12 protein-coding genes are annotated in these 15,608 nt (G+C 57.8%); 3 read left to right on the top strand and 9 right to left on the bottom strand.

Translation table 11 applies throughout. The features are described 5' to 3' along the window. Window positions 1–96 precede the first annotated feature (96 nt). From CPH17_RS18875 to CPH17_RS18865, 3 genes are all read right to left on the bottom strand, one after another. Window positions 97–3,282, bottom strand: a complete 3,186-nt coding sequence (locus tag CPH17_RS18875; RefSeq protein ID WP_074395769.1) for an efflux RND transporter permease subunit — start codon at window positions 3,280–3,282, stop codon at window positions 97–99. Further along, on the bottom strand, window positions 3,279–4,565 hold the full coding sequence (locus CPH17_RS18870) for an efflux RND transporter periplasmic adaptor subunit (RefSeq protein WP_074395768.1): 1,287 nt from the start codon (window positions 4,563–4,565) through the stop codon (window positions 3,279–3,281). The genes CPH17_RS18875 and CPH17_RS18870 overlap by 4 nt, the downstream gene beginning before the upstream one ends. 101 nt (window positions 4,566–4,666) lie before the next feature. After that, window positions 4,667–6,145 (bottom strand): TolC family outer membrane protein, encoded by a 1,479-nt coding sequence (locus tag CPH17_RS18865; RefSeq protein WP_074395767.1) that lies wholly within the window; start codon window positions 6,143–6,145, stop codon window positions 4,667–4,669. Between the two features lie 211 nt (window positions 6,146–6,356). Here CPH17_RS18865 and CPH17_RS18860 point away from each other — a divergent pair, with 211 nt between their 5' ends. Next, window positions 6,357–7,274, top strand: coding sequence for an alpha/beta fold hydrolase (locus CPH17_RS18860; RefSeq protein WP_074395766.1), 918 nt, complete (start codon window positions 6,357–6,359; stop codon window positions 7,272–7,274). On the opposite strand, the gene CPH17_RS18855 is transcribed toward CPH17_RS18860, so the two are convergent. Continuing rightward, window positions 7,271–8,017: a MipA/OmpV family protein gene (locus CPH17_RS18855; protein WP_231896517.1), complete on the bottom strand. Its 747-nt coding sequence runs from the start codon at window positions 8,015–8,017 to the stop codon at window positions 7,271–7,273. The genes CPH17_RS18860 and CPH17_RS18855 overlap by 4 nt on opposite strands. A gap of 766 nt (window positions 8,018–8,783) precedes the next feature. Between CPH17_RS18855 and CPH17_RS18850 the strand changes: the two genes are divergently transcribed. Then, a complete protein-coding gene (locus tag CPH17_RS18850; RefSeq protein ID WP_074395764.1) occupies window positions 8,784–9,596 on the top strand; it encodes a formate/nitrite transporter family protein in 813 nt (270 codons plus the stop codon). 57 nt (window positions 9,597–9,653) lie between these two features. Beyond that, window positions 9,654–10,094, top strand: coding sequence for a cyanase (cynS, locus tag CPH17_RS18845; protein WP_074395763.1), 441 nt, complete (start codon window positions 9,654–9,656; stop codon window positions 10,092–10,094). Here the strand turns inward: cynS and CPH17_RS18840 are convergent. The 5 genes from CPH17_RS18840 to CPH17_RS18820 form a co-directional block, all read right to left on the bottom strand. Next, window positions 10,079–10,921: a fructosamine kinase family protein gene (locus CPH17_RS18840; protein ID WP_074395762.1), complete on the bottom strand. Its 843-nt coding sequence runs from the start codon at window positions 10,919–10,921 to the stop codon at window positions 10,079–10,081. The genes cynS and CPH17_RS18840 overlap by 16 nt on opposite strands. A 61-nt stretch (window positions 10,922–10,982) precedes the next feature. Continuing rightward, on the bottom strand, window positions 10,983–11,936 hold the full coding sequence (tal, locus tag CPH17_RS18835; RefSeq protein ID WP_074395761.1) for a transaldolase: 954 nt from the start codon (window positions 11,934–11,936) through the stop codon (window positions 10,983–10,985). Between the two features lie 34 nt (window positions 11,937–11,970). Then, entirely contained in the window at window positions 11,971–13,461 is a 1,491-nt protein-coding gene (gene xylB / locus CPH17_RS18830) for a xylulokinase (protein ID WP_074395760.1), read from the bottom strand. Continuing rightward, window positions 13,461–14,948 carry a mannitol dehydrogenase family protein gene (locus tag CPH17_RS18825; protein ID WP_074395759.1) on the bottom strand — a complete coding sequence of 496 codons (1,488 nt, stop codon included), beginning with the start codon at window positions 14,946–14,948 and terminating at the stop codon, window positions 13,461–13,463. Before CPH17_RS18825 ends, xylB begins: the two co-directional genes overlap by 1 nt. Before the next feature lie 35 nt (window positions 14,949–14,983). Next, a complete protein-coding gene (locus tag CPH17_RS18820; RefSeq protein ID WP_074395758.1) occupies window positions 14,984–15,604 on the bottom strand; it encodes a nucleoside/nucleotide kinase family protein in 621 nt (206 codons plus the stop codon). Window positions 15,605–15,608 lie beyond the last annotated feature (4 nt).

Raw genomic sequence — 15,608 nt, 5'->3', positions numbered from 1 at the left:
TTACGAACCGGCAATAACATGTAGCAGCGCAGCATAAAAAACGGGCATCACCGCTTGCGATGATGCCCGTCAATTTTCTACTGGAGGGTAGAGGGTTTAGCGCTCGCGATGCTCCAGGGCCGGTTGCTCATTCGCGTGAGATTTACCGCGGAATTTACGCCCCAGCCAGTCGGAAACATGCGCGATCATGGCATAGTAGCTGGGCACGAACAGGCTGCCCAAAATCGCCACGGTGGCCATGCCCACCGCCACCGTGGTGCCGATGTGGTGGCTACTTACATCGCTTGCACCGGTGGCCAGCGCTAGCGGCAAGGTGCCGAGGATAAACGCCAGCGACGTCATCACAATCGGCCTGAAGCGCAGCTCGGCGGCGGTGATTGCCGCTTCGCGAATGCTCTTGCCCTGTTCTTTACGCTGTAGCTCAGCAAACTCCACAATCAGTATGGCATTTTTGGCCGCCAGGCCCACCACCACCAACAGGCCGATTTCCACGTACACACTGGTATCCAGCCCGCGCAGCACAATACCGCCTACGCCGCCCAAGAAGGCAAATGGGGTAGAGGTCAGTACCGCGAGTGGTAAAGACCAACTCTCGTACTGGGCCGCCAGAATCAAGAACACCATCAGGATGCCGAAGACAATCGCAAGCACAGCCGCATTGCCTAGCTCGGCTTCCTGGTAAGCGGTACCTGTCCAGCCCATACCCCAGTCGCGGCCCAGGGTTTCTTCAACGATCTCATCCATGGCTTCGATCGCCTGGGCTGAGCTGTAGCCTTCCGCCGGGCCACCCTGGAACTGCGCCCCTAAGTAAACCCCGAAGCGTGACACCACCGCGGGCTTGGCCTCGCGCTCCAAGGTGACGAACTCTGACAGCGGAATCCGCTCGCCGTCGCCCCCACGCACATAAATGTGATTGGTGTCATCAGGGGTTAAGCGGAAGTCGTCTTCGTTTTGCATATACACCTGGAAGTTACGGTTTTGATAACTGAAATAGTTAACAAAGCCGTTACCGAAGGTGTTAGCAAGCGTCGTCTGCAAATCTTCCAGCGATACGCCATAGCTCAGCGCTTTTTGCTGGTCGATATCGGCGCGGTAGCCGGGCACGTTAACGCTGAAGGTCGAGAAGACCTGCTCAAGCGCCGGGTGCTCGCTGGCTTTTTGGGTTACCTGAAGTGCGGCCTCGTAAAGCTCTTGGGAGCTGGCCCCGCCAAACGATTGCAAGTAGCCGGTAAAGCCGCCGGTGGTCGACAGTCCCTGTATGGGCGGTGCGTTAAACGCCATGGCCGAGCCACCGGGGATTTCAGCGCCAATCTGCATAATCTGCCCGACCAGATCGTTGGCACTAAGATCACGGTCTTCCCAAGACTCAAGGTTAATAAACATGACGCCACGGGCGGTGTTGACCGAGCTCGACAAAATGTCATAGCCCGCAATCGCCGAGGAGTAGCGCACCCCTGGGATTGCCTCGACCCGCTCGCTCAGCGCTGCCATGTACTCTTCGGTGCGGTCCAGCGACGCTGCATCGGGCAACTGCACGCTGGCCAGCACTATGCCCTGGTCCGTTTCCGGCACCAGCGTCGTGGGGTTGCTTTGATACAGCCACGAGGAGCCGGCAATGACCAAGGCCGTTAGCGCCAATGTCAGCACCCAAAAGCGCACCAGCACTTTCACTATGGCCATAAAGCCTGCGGTGATGGCGGCAAATAGCCTGTCAAATAAACGCAGCGGCGTTTGTACCGCGCGCATAAATTTGGACTGGGCGTGCTTTGGCTTATGTTTGATAAAGATGGCGGATAGCGCGGGCGTAAAGGTCAGTGCCATAAGTGCCGAGAACGCCACGGAAATCGCCACCGTCAAGGCAAACTGCTGATATATCTGCCCGGTAAAGCCACCCAAAAATGCCACCGGAATAAACACCGCCGCCATAATCAACGACGTGGCGATAACCGGGCCACCCACCTCTTTCATGGCGCGAATGGTCGCGTCTTTGACGCTAATATCCTCTTCTTCGCTTAGCACCCGTTCAACGTTTTCGACCACCAGTATCGCGTCGTCCACCACTATCCCTATCGACAGCACCAGCGCAAACAGCGTTAGCAGGTTGATTGAGAAGTCGAACATGTAGAAGCCAGCGAACGTCGCCAGTACCGAGACCGGCACCACCGACATGGCAATCACCGTGAACCGCCAGTTCTGCAGGAAGATAAACAGAATCACACCGACGATTAAAAATGCCTCAATAAACACCTTCACCACGGTGCTAACCGATGCATCAATAAACAGCGTGGTGTCGTAAGGCACCACGTATTCAAGCCCAGGCGGGAAACGTTCCCCCAGCTCTTCCATGGTGTCGTTAACCGCGCTTGCCGTTTCCAAGGCGTTGGCACCCGGCTGCTGGTTAATGATGATGGGCGTCATGGAGTCGCCATTCAGCTTCGCATCAACACCATAAGAGGAAGCACCCAGCTCAATGCGGGCAACGTCTTCAAGCCTTAAGGTCGAGCCGTCTGAATTGGTGCGCAGCGCTATGTCACGAAAATCGTCAACGTCGCTCAGGCGGCCGCCTGCGGTAATCGTATAGGTATACGAACGCGGCTCGCTCTGTGGCGTTGCCGCCAAGCTGCCCGCTGGAATTTCAGTGTTTTGCGCTTGAATAGCGCTGGAAACTTCGCTGGGAGTCAAATCGTATTGCGAGAGTTTTTCCGGATCCATCCAGATGCGCATGGCGAACTCACCGCCACCCAGCACTTCGGCTTCGCCGACCCCGGGCACCTGGCGTAGTTCGTCAATAATGTTCAGGGTGGCGTAGTTCTGCATAAAGACGTTGTTGTAGTCGCCTTCGGGCGAGGTCAGCGCCACAAACATCAAAATCGAGCTTGAACGCAGCTCAACGGTAACGCCCTGCTGCTGTACCGCTTCAGGAAGTTGCGACAGCGCACCCTGAACGCGGTTGTTGACGTTGATCGTATTGGTATCGCCTTCGGTACCAATATCAAACGCAACATTAAGTGATACGCTGCCGTTGTCACTGCTGTTTGAGGTCATGTAGAGCATGTCCTCAACGCCGTTAATCGACTCGGCAAGCGGTGCGGCCACCGTCTGCGCGACGGTTTCGGCATCGGCCCCGGGGAACTGCGCCTGAACCGAGACAGTAGGCGGCACCACGCTTGGGTACTGCTCAATGGGCAGCACCCGCATGCTGACGATGCCGATAATGGTCAGGATAATCGCCAGAACTGAGGCAAAAATCGGCCGACTGATGAAGAAGTTTGAGAAATTCATTGCGAGGAGTCTCCTTCCTCTTCGCTTTCTTCACCACCACCGGCACCGCCGCCCTGGGCTTGCTCGGCCTGCTCGGCAGCTTCTTCCTCTTGTTCGGCCTGTTCTTCCTCAACGTTTTCGACGACTTCGTCTGCATCACCGTCAAACGGCTGCGGATCAATGGCAGTGCCTGGCTCAATACCCGCTGGGTCGCCGACCACAACGCGGTCACCCTCTTCCAGGCCATCGCGCAGAATTTGCCAGGGGCCAGCCACTTCGCCCAGGCTAACCGTGCGTGAGCGAGCACGGTCATCTTCATCCAGTACAAACACCTGCGGGCCCATTAAGCCTTGGGTGACGGCAATTTCAGGCACCGCGTAAACGTCATAGCGCTTCAAGCCATCAATTCTGACGCGCACAAACTGGCCTGGCAGAATATCGCCGTCGGGGTTGTCGAAGGTGGCACTGGCCTGAACGGTGCTGGTGCTGTCGCTAACGCGCGAGCCTAGGTATTCCAAGCGCCCTTCAAGGCTGCTGTCTTGCTCGCCGCCGCGCCCTGGCAGAGTTAGGCTGGCACCAATATCTTCCACCGACTCGCCTTCACGCAGTTGACGACGCAGCTCAAAAGCGTCGTTTTGCGGCATTTGAAAACGCACTTCCAGCGGGTCTAGCGGCGTAATGGTGGCGAGCTCGGTTCCTGATTCAACGAAATTACCCACGTTGACTTCACTTAAGCTGATCATGCCGCCGACCGGGGCGGTGACCTCGGCGTAGTCCAGGTCTATCTGCGCGCTTTCCAGCGACGCTGACGCCTGGGCAACGCTGGCTTGCGCGACGCCAAGGTCGGCGCGGGCCTGGTCATATTCCTGGCGGCTTACTGAGTTTTGGCTTAGCAGCCGCTCAAAGCGTTCAGCATCACGCTGGGCTCGGGAAAGCTCAGCTTGGGCGCTCTGTAAATCGGCTTCACGCTGGTTAACGGTAGCTCGGTAGACGTCGGGCTCAATGGAGTAAAGGCGCTCACCTTCTTCAACAAACCCGCCCGGCTCAAAGTGACGCTCTTCTAAATAGCCACTCACGCGAGTTACCAAGGTGACTTCTTCGTCGCTGCGCAGTAGTGATGAGTAGGTTTTATCCAGGGGGAGATCTTGCCTTTCCGCTTCCATGACCTCAACGGGGCGTGGTGGGGCTTCTTGCTGTTCGCTGCTTTGCTGCTCCGCTTGCTCTTCTTGGCCGCAGGCCACCAGCAACGCGCTAACACCCGCCACCAAGAGCGCGCTGCGAGCGCCATAAAACATCTTTTTCATTACTTTCTTCCCTTGAGGCGCCTATAAACCGACACAGACTACAACCATACATGTATGAATGTAAAATATTTGACAGCCACTGGCGCCGCTAACAAGTATCTTTATTGCTCAAGTTCTGGACGCTCACCAATGTTGGTAACGCTGCTTGAGTCACTATCCTCTGGCAACGTAAAGGTGATCTCATCGCCTTGTAGCCACGCGTTGATGTCTTCTACGGCCTCAACGTCCAAACGGCCGGACTGCTGGCGCAGCGACAGCAGATTAACCACGTAGTCGTAGCGCGCCTGGGCATAGTCGGAGATCGCGTTGTACAGGTTTTGCTCGGCGTTCAATACATCGACAATATTACGGGTGCCTACTTCGTAGCCAGCTCGTGTAGCATCCAACGCGCTTTGGTTGGAAACGATCGCTTGCTCGCGAGCATCTACCGTAGAGACATCGTTGCTCACCTGGGTGTAAAGCGAGCGCACCTGCTGAACGGTGTCACGGCGCTGAGCCTCAAAGTCGAACTGGCTGGCTTCCAACTGATAAGTACTTTGGCGAATGCTGGCTTGGGTGCTGCCACCTGTATACAGCGGCCAACTGGCGCTTAGCCCCACCTGGCTAGACGTGTCGTGCCCTTCGATACCATCGATATCGTTATCGGCGTACTGATAGTTCGCGAAGGCTTCCAAGGTAGGCAAGCGCTGGGCTTCTGCCACGCCGACACCGCTGCGGGAAACTTCAACGCCCGCCTGTTCGGCGAGCACCAGCGGGTTGTTCTCCACGGCCAGATCCACCCATTGGTCGCGATCACTGGGGCTGGGCTGTTCAATGGGGTAGTCGTCACTCAGCGCTTCAATGTTGGCATAACGCTGGCCGGTCAAACGCTCAAGCGCCTCAAAGCTCACCTGCAAGTCACTCTGCGCGGCGATCCGTTCAGCACGCGACTGATCGAAACTCGCCTGAGCCTCTTCCACTTCGGTAATTGCGATCAGACCGACCTCAAACTGCTCTTCGGCTTGCTCCAACTGACGGCCAATGGCGCGTTCCTGAGCTAGGCGCGCATCGAGAATGTCGTTGGCGCGCAAAATATCAAAGTACGCCGTTGCCACATCGATCAGCACTTGCTGCTCGGTGGACGCCAGCACGTAGACCTGCTGGTCGATCTGCCGCTCGGCTTGCGTTACTTCACGGCTGTTGCGCGCGTCAAACAGCGCCTGCGAGGCTTCGAGCGTCAGGCTGACGCTATTGAAAGGATCGTCATTGCCGGCGGTGTTGCCTGTGCCATCCCCCGCCTGTCCGGCCTGGGCGCCGCTTTGGCTTTCATACTGGCGGTTGTGCGCCACGTTGCCCGAAGCATTCACCTGGGGCAGCAGGTCGCCACGGGCGACGTCCCGCCCCGCTTCGACGCTTTGGCTTTCCGAACGCACCGAACTCAATTCGGCATTGTTTTCCAGCGCATCGCGGGTGATGGTGATCAGGTCCGCCGACCATGCGGGAACCGACCATATCGATAGCAGCAGCGCAGGGAGCAGCATACGCTGCGTGGCAAGAGGACGAGAGGCCTTAAAAGCCAACGTGGAAGGGAGTCGCAGCATAGCGTTTTTCCTCAATAATATCGATCTGGGTGCTTACATACATTGTCGCATGTTTTTTTAGCGATACCAGACCCTGGTCAGATTTTCGGCTTATTTTTCACTTTTCTTTGCACCCAGACTGCACTGTTGTGTCACCGTGCATATCCGCCTCACTCAGCTATGCTGTACGTCAACATGCTGCACAGCAATATACAAATCACTGAGGAGCACCATGGATCGCATCGAATATATCAGCGTACGTCAACTCGAGATCGCCGTTCGCATCTGGCATCCCGATGCTCCAAACACCGTGATTGCTTGGCACGGACTCGCCCGACACGGCGGCGATTTTGCGTCCCTAGCCCGCCAATTAGGCCCCAAGTGGCGAGTCATCGCCCCCGATACACCTGGGCGCGGCCTTTCCAGCTGGTCTTTGTATCCTGCCAATGATTACTTATATAGCCACTATATGACGATCGCATTGGCGTTACTCGATCACTTTAATATTGATCGTGCTGCCTGGATCGGCACGTCGATGGGCGGCTTGCTGGGTATGCTGCTGGCCGCTAATGACGCCACCGCAAAGCGAATTCGCTGCCTGGTACTTAACGATGTTGGCCCTGAACTGGATAACCAAGCGCTGACCGAAATGGCCACCTACTTTAGCGTGATCAAACGTTTCTCTACGCTTAGCGAGCTGCAACAGGCCCTTGAACAACATTACCAGGGGTTTGGCGAACTGAGCCGCCGAGAATGGCAGCAAATGGCGCTCAGTAGCGCTAGGCGACTGCCCGACGGTAGTTGGAGCTTCCATTACGATCCCCGCATAGGCGAGCAGTTTTTACACGATACACCACGCGACACCTGGAGCGATTGGCAGCGTATCCGTTGCCCGCTAATGGTCATTCGCGGTGAACATTCGACATTATTGCGCGCTGAAAGCGTGACGCAAATGCAGCGTGACCAACCAAGCCTTGAAACACTTGAGGCAGCGGGTTGTGGCCATGCCCCCATGCTCAACAATGCACAACAGGTAGCGCCGCTCATGCGCTTTTTGATTCGTAATGGCGGCGTTAGCGAATCTCTAACCGCAAGCCCAAAGCAGCGGCTCAGCCAGTGGTGGCAACGCTTCGTTCATCAACGCGATTAAAAATGATAGTTAATCAGCGCGCCACCCATCACTTGGGTTTCATCGCCCACGTCATCCACAATCGGGCTATCGGCGGCATCGCCGGTTAAACGGGAGACGCCCAGCAGCCCTGTCACCGACCAATCACGACTTAGGTAGTAGCTTAAGCTGCTGGTCAGTCCATAACTGAAATAGCCATCGTTAGGGCGGTAGACGGCAAGCCCTGAACGAGCGCTTTCAGCCGGCGAAATACCGAACATATCATCGGTCCAGTCGTCGCTTGAGTAGGTTAGTTCAGGACCAATTGTGAAGGCCATTTGCTCAGATAGCATGGTGCGCCAGCTTGCCTTCAAGTCGGCTGCATAGCCATCCACATCACCGCCTAGCGGGGTTTTGGTAGCTGCTTCTAGTCCCCAGGGGCCGTTTGAATAGCGAGCGCGTAAACCTACAGCCGCGCCGTCATCCACCTCGTCTAGCCCACGTAGCTCACCGTCATTATCCCGCCCGGAGAGATAACTGATAAATGGCGAAACCTCCCAATCTCCCTGGCGTAACAGGTTAAAGCCAATACCGTCGCGCACGCTGGCATAGAAGGTATCGCCATAGGTGATGCTGCCGCTCGGCCAGACACGGGTTTCATTTTCATCGCTACCCAGGTACTCAGGTACGCTAAACACCCCGGCGCCCACGCTGCCTTCCCACTGCGCCATGGCACTGCCAGATGCAATCATCAGCAGCGTGGATAACGCTGCCGTGCGCCACACAGGGCGGAACCTACTTAATGCTGAATTTGGCATAGCAAATAATCTCGATGTAGTGAAACTCAATGTTGTGGTGAACAGAGGAAGCAATGCCTTTACCAACCGCAGGCCGTCTTCCTTGACGCGAGCGTTCAACGACGAAGCCGCAACTAGCGCTGCCAGTTACGCCTGGATCGCTTGTTATTATGGCGCAAAAAAATGCACCATAACATACATTTATGAATGTAAATTAGCACTAGGTCGCTATCCCGTCAATTTTCCTTCCGCCACATGGTCAACGCTATTAACCAGGGTAATCAACGCCTGACCGGTAAAAGGCCAACTTCCCAAAATAATGCACTCAGATCGCCACCCACCATCCTAAATAAATTGTGCTAAAGAAGTGCAACAGCGCCATTGGTATTGGAAATTAGCCATGTCGAATGCATTGACGATACGCCTTATATCCTGGCCGCGTATGTATGCCTTCAATAAGTGCATGGCGACTAATCAAACGCCTTTTAATGGTGCAATTTTCATCGAGTCATCTTGCGCCAGCTTTTCCTCAGGCTAATTCTCCCAACCGTTGGTCCCACGCCAAAAAAATATAAATTGATGATATAAATCGATTTTAAGGTTTTGGCAGGCAACCAGTTAATAACTTGGCATACCAAATGCAGTTGTCAGTGCACGAACAAAGTGCCTGCGATATCCAGATTTGGCCAAAGGATTAGCACTGGACGCTTAAGCGCAGCGTTAATTAACCCAAATGACACAGGATAACTAATTTATGTCGTATCTAATGCCCAGTGAGTTTGTCACTAAGTTGGTAGATCAGGGTGAATCAAAAGTTTATATGGGTACCCGGGATACGCTTATTCGTGCCTTTATGGCGGGAGCTACCCTGGCGTTGGCAGTTATTTTTGCCATCACCATCGCGACACAAACCGGAAACTTTTTGATTGGAGCACTGCTCTTTCCCGTTGGTTTTGTGATGCTCTACCTGATGGGCTATGACCTGCTCACTGGGGTTTTCACATTGGTGCCCATTGCCTGGCTCGATAAACGACCGGGCGTCACCCTGCCCCGTATGTTGAAGTGCTGGGGGCTGGTGGGAATCGGCAACCTTGCCGGTGCCCTGTTCATTGCCATCTTTGGCTACATGAACTTCACCATGGGCGGCACCGAAGAAATCAACGAGGTGGGCCTCACCATGATGGAGGTCGGTGAAAGCCGTACCGTGGGCTACCAGGATGCGGGGCTTGCCGGCTGGATTGTGCTCTTCCTGCGCGGCATGTTCTGTAACTGGATGGTGTCCATGGGCGTTGTAGGTGCAGCCATCTCCACCACGGTATCCGGCAAAATCATGGCCATGTGGATGCCGATCATCGTGTTTTTCTATCTTGGCTTCGAGCATTCCGTGGTCAACATGTTCCTGTTCCCCATTGGCCTGCTAATGGGCGCTGACTTCACGCTGTATCAGTACATCATGTGGAACGAAATCCCCACGGTGCTGGGCAATCTGGTGGGCGGCCTCACACTAGTTGGCCTTGTGCTCTATACCACCCACGTCCGCACCCAGCCCAAGAAAAATTTATCTTGATCGCCATCCAGCCAACAACGGGGCGCTACGCGTCCCCCTCTTCACAGGAGACCTATCATGGATAAACTTGAAATGCGCCACACTCTGCTTGCTGCCAAAGCACGCAAGAAAATGAGCTGGGACGATATTGCCAGTGCTGTGGGGATGTCGCCGGTATGGGTAGCGTCGGCTTGCTATGGCATGAACAGTGCAAGCCCCGATGTTGCCCAAAAGATCTGCAACACTCTGGACGTTGAAAGCGATGTCGCCGATGCCCTGGTGACATTTCCCACCAAGGCGTGGGATGAAGCGATTCCCCAGGATCCCTTCATTTATCGTCTCTATGAGGTCGTCGGCGTGTACGGCGAGACACTCAAGGATGTGGTGCAGGAGCAGTTTGGCGACGGCATCATGAGCGCCATCGATTTCACCATGGAGGTCGATAAGGTAAAAGACCCCAAAGGCGACCGCGTCCTGCTTACCCTCAACGGCAAGTTCTTGCCTTACAAATCCTGGTAAGCCTCAAGCGTAGCAACGCTGCGCTCCACCCCGCTGCGGTAGCTGGCCCCAAAGAGCAGCAGATGGTTAAGCAGCGGGTAAAGCTGGAATAGTGCTTCACGCCTCGGCCAATCGGTCGGGGCGTCGCCGTTCCAGTAAGCGTTATAAAAGTGGTCATCCAGCGAGCCAAAGAGCGTTAACATGGCAATATCGACTTCCGGGTAGTGTCGGTATATCGCCGGGTCGATGATCGCGGGGCCACGCGACGTGAACAGCACATTGCCTGACCAAAGGTCACCGTGTACCAAGCTCGCTGGCCTATCGGGCAGCCAGTCTTCCAGCGCATGTGCCTGGCGAACGATGCGATCAAACAGCTTTTTGTCGAGCAAACCGCGCTGATAGCAGGCATCGCTGAGCGGCAATAGCCGCCGTTCGCGCTGAAATGCCCGCCCATCGTTCAACGGCGCATTGGGTTGAGGAGTACGGCCGCAGGCATTATCCCAGTGCCAGCCATGCTGCTCTCCAACGTTTGAATGGAGCTCTTTCAGGCCCTCACCCAGCGCGGCATTATCACGTTTGCCAGACGTTTCAAGGGCCTCCATGATCAGCCAGCCCTCGGAAAGGCCTAGCACCTGGGGGACAATCAATACGGAGCACGCCCCGCTTAATGCGCGCAACGCCTCAGCTTCGCCACGCAGTCGATCGACGTCGTCATGCTTGACGACGACACGGCCCTGTTGGGTATCAAGCTGATAGACAACGGCAATATCACCGCCGCTAAGCGGTGTTAATGCGCCCTTGGGTGTAAGGTCGAGTGTTTCCAGTAACGCGCCTAGGTCTGAGTCCATTACATGCTCCCGTGCGCTGAATGCCAGTCCATTGTGACTGGCAACAGGGGGCGACGTCGACTCACCCCAGCCGCTGATTGATCAGCGTTTCCAGCTCAAGCTGGTCGTCGTGGAAGCGACGAATACCTTCCGCCAGCTTGTCGTTGGCCATGGCATCCTGGTTGTGCCCCCACCGGAAATCCGCTTCATTCAGGGCGGGGAATGGCTGACCACTGCCGGTAGGCGCGGCAATCTGAGGCGTTACCTGACCCTCTGCAGAAGCCAACTCCTCAAGCAGCGCCGGGGAAATGGTCAAACGGGGGCAGCCCGCCAGCGCCAGCACCTGGCCGGTAGTACGGAAACTAGCCCCCATCACTACAGTATCGTAGCCGCCCTGGCTGGCACGTTCACACACACCGCGTACAAACAAAACGCCTGGATCGTCTTGCGGCGCATACTCCTTGCCGGTGGCGTTTTTATACCAATCCGTTACGCGACCCACAAACGGCGAAATTAGAAACACGCCCGCATCAAAGCAGGCCTGGGCCTGGGCGTCGCTGAACAGCAGCGTCAGGTTGCACTGAATGCCTTCGCGCTCAAGCACCTCGGCGGCGCGAATACCCTCCCAGGTGGACGCCAGTTTGATCAGCACGCGGTCGCGGCCAACGCCCCGGGCTTGATAAAGCTCGATGAGCTCGTGGGCCTTGGCGATGCTTGCCTGGGTATCGAACGACAGCCGGGCAGCCACTTCGGTGGACACGCGCCCAGGCACCACGGCGGCGATTTCGCTGCCTACCGCCACCGCCAACCGGTCCACGGCGTGGGGCAGCTGCTGCTCGCGCCCGCCGCCTGCGGCTTTCACCTGGCTCAGTTCTTCGTCGATCATCGCCTGATAGCCCGGCAGACTGAACGCCTTGAGCAGTAGCGACGGATTAGTGGTGGCGTCCTGCGGCTGGTAGCGGCGAATCGCTTCCAGGTCACCGGTATCGGCCACCACCAGTGAGTGTTGTTTTAACTGCTGTAATTGATCAGCCATATCTAAATCTCCTTGTTGACCGCGTACCTGTCTGTTAATCAGTGTGGCCGTGGCGCTGTTGAAGCGCACTGCAATAACGCGCATACGCCGTCTGGTAAGCTGCCACCCGCGCTGGGTCTGGGTCCGCCTGGGAGTGGGCATCCAAGGTTACCAGCCGTTCACATAGCGCTTCCAGGGTAACGCCTGACGCGCGCTGGTCGCACCACGCTGCCTGGAGGGCCCCGCCCAGCGCGGCGGCATCGGTAATTTCGGGGCAGATCACCTGGGTATCGGTTATATCCGCCACCATCTGGCGCCACACCGCGCTCTTGGCGCCGCCGCCAATCAGGCGAATCTGGCTGGCGCCGGCGGTCAGATCCCCGAGCAGCTCAAGGCCATAGCGCAGCCCGAATGTCGCCCCTTCCATCACCGCCCGGCATAGATTGGCCTGGGTGGTATTGAGGCTGGTCAGGCCGAGGAAATCCGCCGAGGCTTCCGGCAGCATGGGTACCCGCTCGCCGTTGAAAAACGGCAGCACGGTCACGCCTTCCGCGCCGATGGGCGCACTCGCCACGCGCTGGCCAAAGGCGTCTAGATCCAGACCAAACAGCTCGCGCACCCGGGTAGTCGCCGAGGTGACGTTCATGGTGCAGATCAACGGCAGCCACCCGCCGGTGCTCGAGCAGAAATTGGCGACCATGGCATTGTCGAGGACCACCGGCGCAGGCGAATACGCACACACCGTGCCCGATGTCCCCAAGCTTAACGTAATCAGCCCCGGGGTAATATTGCCGGTGCCAATCGCCCCCAGCATATTGTCCCCGCCGCCGGAGGACACCACGACGTTATCAGATAACCCCAGTTCAGCAGCCACAGCGCTTTGCACCACGCCGGCGGGCTCATGGGCCTCGAGCAGTCGCGGCAGCACACGCTTCGGGTCCAGCTCGGGGGCGATTTCGGCGAACACATCCAGCCGCCAACGGCGCCTCAGGGTGTCGAAGTAGCCGGTGCCGGACGCATCGCCTGCCTCGGTCACGCGGTTGCCGGTCAGCCAGAAATTGAGGTAATCGTGAGGCAGCAACAGGCTGTCAATACGCGCGTAGGCATCGGGGTGGTGATCGCGCAGCCATGCCACCTTGGAGGCGGTATAGCCGGTCTGCAGCACCAGGCCGAGCTTCTCCAGGCAGCCGGCTTCACCGCCCAGGCGGGCGACAAGATCGCTATTGTGAGCGCTGGTTTCGGTATCGCACCATAGCTTGGCCGGATACACCGGCACACCGTCAGCGTCCAGCGCCACCATGCCGTGCTGCTGGCCAGAAACCCCGATACCGCGCACCTGCCCGGCGTCGACACCCGCGCGCTCCAGGGCTTCAAAGAAGGCGCCCTTCAGGGCGGACAACCATTCGCTTGGGGCCTGCTCGCGGCGGCCGTGCTCGCCTTCGTCGAGATGGTGAGGACGGCTAGCCTCGCCGCGGATCAGGCCTTGCTCTACATCTACCACCACCACTTTGGTACTTTGCGTGCCACAATCGACGCCGATATACATCACTTAATTCCTTTGGACGAGACCAGATCCTCAAGCGTAGCGCGTGCGCCGCGATCGTGCAGCGATGCAAGCGCCGCCAGATAGGCCGCCAGGAAGCGCGGCTGGTCGGCCAGATCGCCGAACAGCTCGCGATTTTCGACGAACGCCGTAGGCCGAGTGCGGTTCTGGGCGGCAATCTCCATCAGCGAGGTTTTCAGGCGATCGACGATGTCGATGGGCTCACCCTGCTCGTCCCGGCCTTCGGCGTAGCGGGCCCAGCTGGCCACCACCGCGGCGCTGCGGCGGATTTCGCCGCCCTGCGCCAACTGCTGACGAATCACCGGCACCAGCCACTTGGGGATCCGGTCGGAGCTTTCCGCGCACAGCCGGGCCAGGGTGTCCTTGATCTGCGGATTGGCAAACCGCTCAATCAGCGTCATCCGGTAGTCCTCAAGATCAACGCCGGGTACCGGCGAAAGCGTAGGCGAGCCCTCTTCGCGCATGTAGCCGAGCAAGAAATCCACGAACAGCGGGTCCTGACACACCTCATGAGCGTAACGGTAACCGGCCAGATAGCCAAAGTAGGTGAGCGCCTGGTGGCTGGCGTTGAGCAGCCGCAGCTTCATGAGCTCGTAGGGTTCAACGTCATCCACGATTTGAACGCCCACTTTATCAAACGCCGGGCGACCAAGCGGGAAGTGGTCTTCCAGCACCCACTGCGTAAACGGCTCGCATACCACCGGCCAGGCGTCATCGATACCGAAATGCGCCGCCAGTTCGCTGATATCCGTCTCAGACGTGACTGGGGTAATGCGATCCACCATGGCATTGGGGAACGCCACTTCGTCGGCCAGCCAGGCGCCCAGCGCCGGATCACGGGCCTGGGCATAGGCACTGAACATCCGCTTGGCCACATCGCCGTTGCTTTGTATGTTGTCGCAGGACATCACCGTGAAAGGCGCGATACCGCGCTCCCGACGACGAACCAATGCTTCTACCACCAAGCCAAAGCTGGACGAGGGCTGGGTAGGATTCGCCAAATCGTCGCGTATTTGAGGATTATCCAGGTCAAATTCGCCGGTCACTGGATGGAAATTGTAGCCGCCTTCGGTAACCGTCAACGACACGATACGAATCGCCGGGTCGGCCATTTGCTCGATCACCGCCTCGGTAGCCTCCGGCGCAAACAGGTAGTCGACCATGCTGCCAATCACCCGCGGCTCATACTGGCCGTCAGGGTGTTTGACGACCAGCGTGTAAAGATGATCCTGCGCGGCCAACGCCTGCTGCATGCGCTTGTCGCCGGGCATGACGCCGACCCCGACGATGCCCCAGTCCAGCGCTTCGCCCTGGTTCATCAGGCCGTCCAGGTACATGGCCTGGTGGGCACGGTGAAAGCCGCCGACACCAATATGCACGATGCCGGGGGTGACGGCGCTGCGGTCATAGTCGGGGGTGGCAATGGGGGAGCCTAGTGTGCCCACATTGTGATTATTGAGTTGGGTCATTATCGCTCTCCAGGTTAGTCCTAGGGTATGACGGGCTAACGCCAATACTGATCCGGTGAAAAACTGCACGTTTTCACCAGTTGGGCGTTGAGCATGTCTTTTTGATGGGTGCGCTCCAGGGCCCCAGCGCGGTCTTGGCCCATGGCCAACCAGCGGGCCACCAAGCGTTGGACGAGGACGTCGTCTTCAACGTCGAGCATCAGCGTCCAATCAAACAAGGGCCGCAGGTCACGCCACCCGGGGCGGTCGAGCAACAAGTAGTTGCCCTCGACAATCACGATGCGCTGCTCGGTGGTGATCAGCCGTCCACCGGCCCGCGCCAGGTCCAGCGGACGGTCGAAGACCGGCACCGCAACCGGCCTGTCGGCGCAGCGGATGCGCTCCAGATCCACGCGCAGGCCATCCACGTCGAAGGTATGCGGCGCGCCCTTGAGCGGCAGCTGCGACTCGCCGATCACGGCGTTATCGAAGTGGTAACCGTCCATCGGCACCACCCCGGCCTGCCCCGGCGCCTGGCGATTGATTGCCGCGCAAAGCTGCTCGCTGCGATAGGACTTGCCCGCCCCCGGCGGGCCTGCCAGCGCCACCATGTAGCGCGGCAGGTCGGTGGCCGCCTGAATAATCTGGCGGCTCAGGGTGTCAAGATCAGTCGTCATGGCA

Source organism: Halomonas sp. hl-4 (assembly GCF_900215475.1).
In the GTDB taxonomy this organism is placed as follows: Bacteria; Pseudomonadota; Gammaproteobacteria; order Pseudomonadales; family Halomonadaceae; genus Vreelandella.
The sequence above is the reverse complement of the archived record's forward strand: the minus strand, read 5'-3'. Positions and strand labels throughout refer to the sequence as shown.

What these genes read in the sequence shown, in the direction of transcription:
- CPH17_RS18875 (WP_074395769.1), bottom strand. Translation starts at nt 3,282, where the DNA reads ATGAATTTCTCAAACTTCTTCATCAGTCGGCCGATTTTTGCCTCAGTT.
- CPH17_RS18870 (WP_074395768.1), bottom strand. Translation starts at nt 4,565, where the DNA reads ATGAAAAAGATGTTTTATGGCGCTCGCAGCGCGCTCTTGGTGGCGGGT.
- CPH17_RS18865 (WP_074395767.1), bottom strand. Translation starts at nt 6,145, where the DNA reads ATGCTGCGACTCCCTTCCACGTTGGCTTTTAAGGCCTCTCGTCCTCTT.
- CPH17_RS18860 (WP_074395766.1), top strand. Translation starts at nt 6,357, where the DNA reads ATGGATCGCATCGAATATATCAGCGTACGTCAACTCGAGATCGCCGTT.
- CPH17_RS18850 (WP_074395764.1), top strand. Translation starts at nt 8,784, where the DNA reads ATGTCGTATCTAATGCCCAGTGAGTTTGTCACTAAGTTGGTAGATCAG.
- cynS (WP_074395763.1), top strand. Translation starts at nt 9,654, where the DNA reads ATGGATAAACTTGAAATGCGCCACACTCTGCTTGCTGCCAAAGCACGC.
- CPH17_RS18840 (WP_074395762.1), bottom strand. Translation starts at nt 10,921, where the DNA reads ATGGACTCAGACCTAGGCGCGTTACTGGAAACACTCGACCTTACACCC.
- tal (WP_074395761.1), bottom strand. Translation starts at nt 11,936, where the DNA reads ATGGCTGATCAATTACAGCAGTTAAAACAACACTCACTGGTGGTGGCC.
- xylB (WP_074395760.1), bottom strand. Translation starts at nt 13,461, where the DNA reads ATGTATATCGGCGTCGATTGTGGCACGCAAAGTACCAAAGTGGTGGTG.
- CPH17_RS18825 (WP_074395759.1), bottom strand. Translation starts at nt 14,948, where the DNA reads ATGACCCAACTCAATAATCACAATGTGGGCACACTAGGCTCCCCCATT.
- CPH17_RS18820 (WP_074395758.1), bottom strand. Translation starts at nt 15,604, where the DNA reads ATGACGACTGATCTTGACACCCTGAGCCGCCAGATTATTCAGGCGGCC.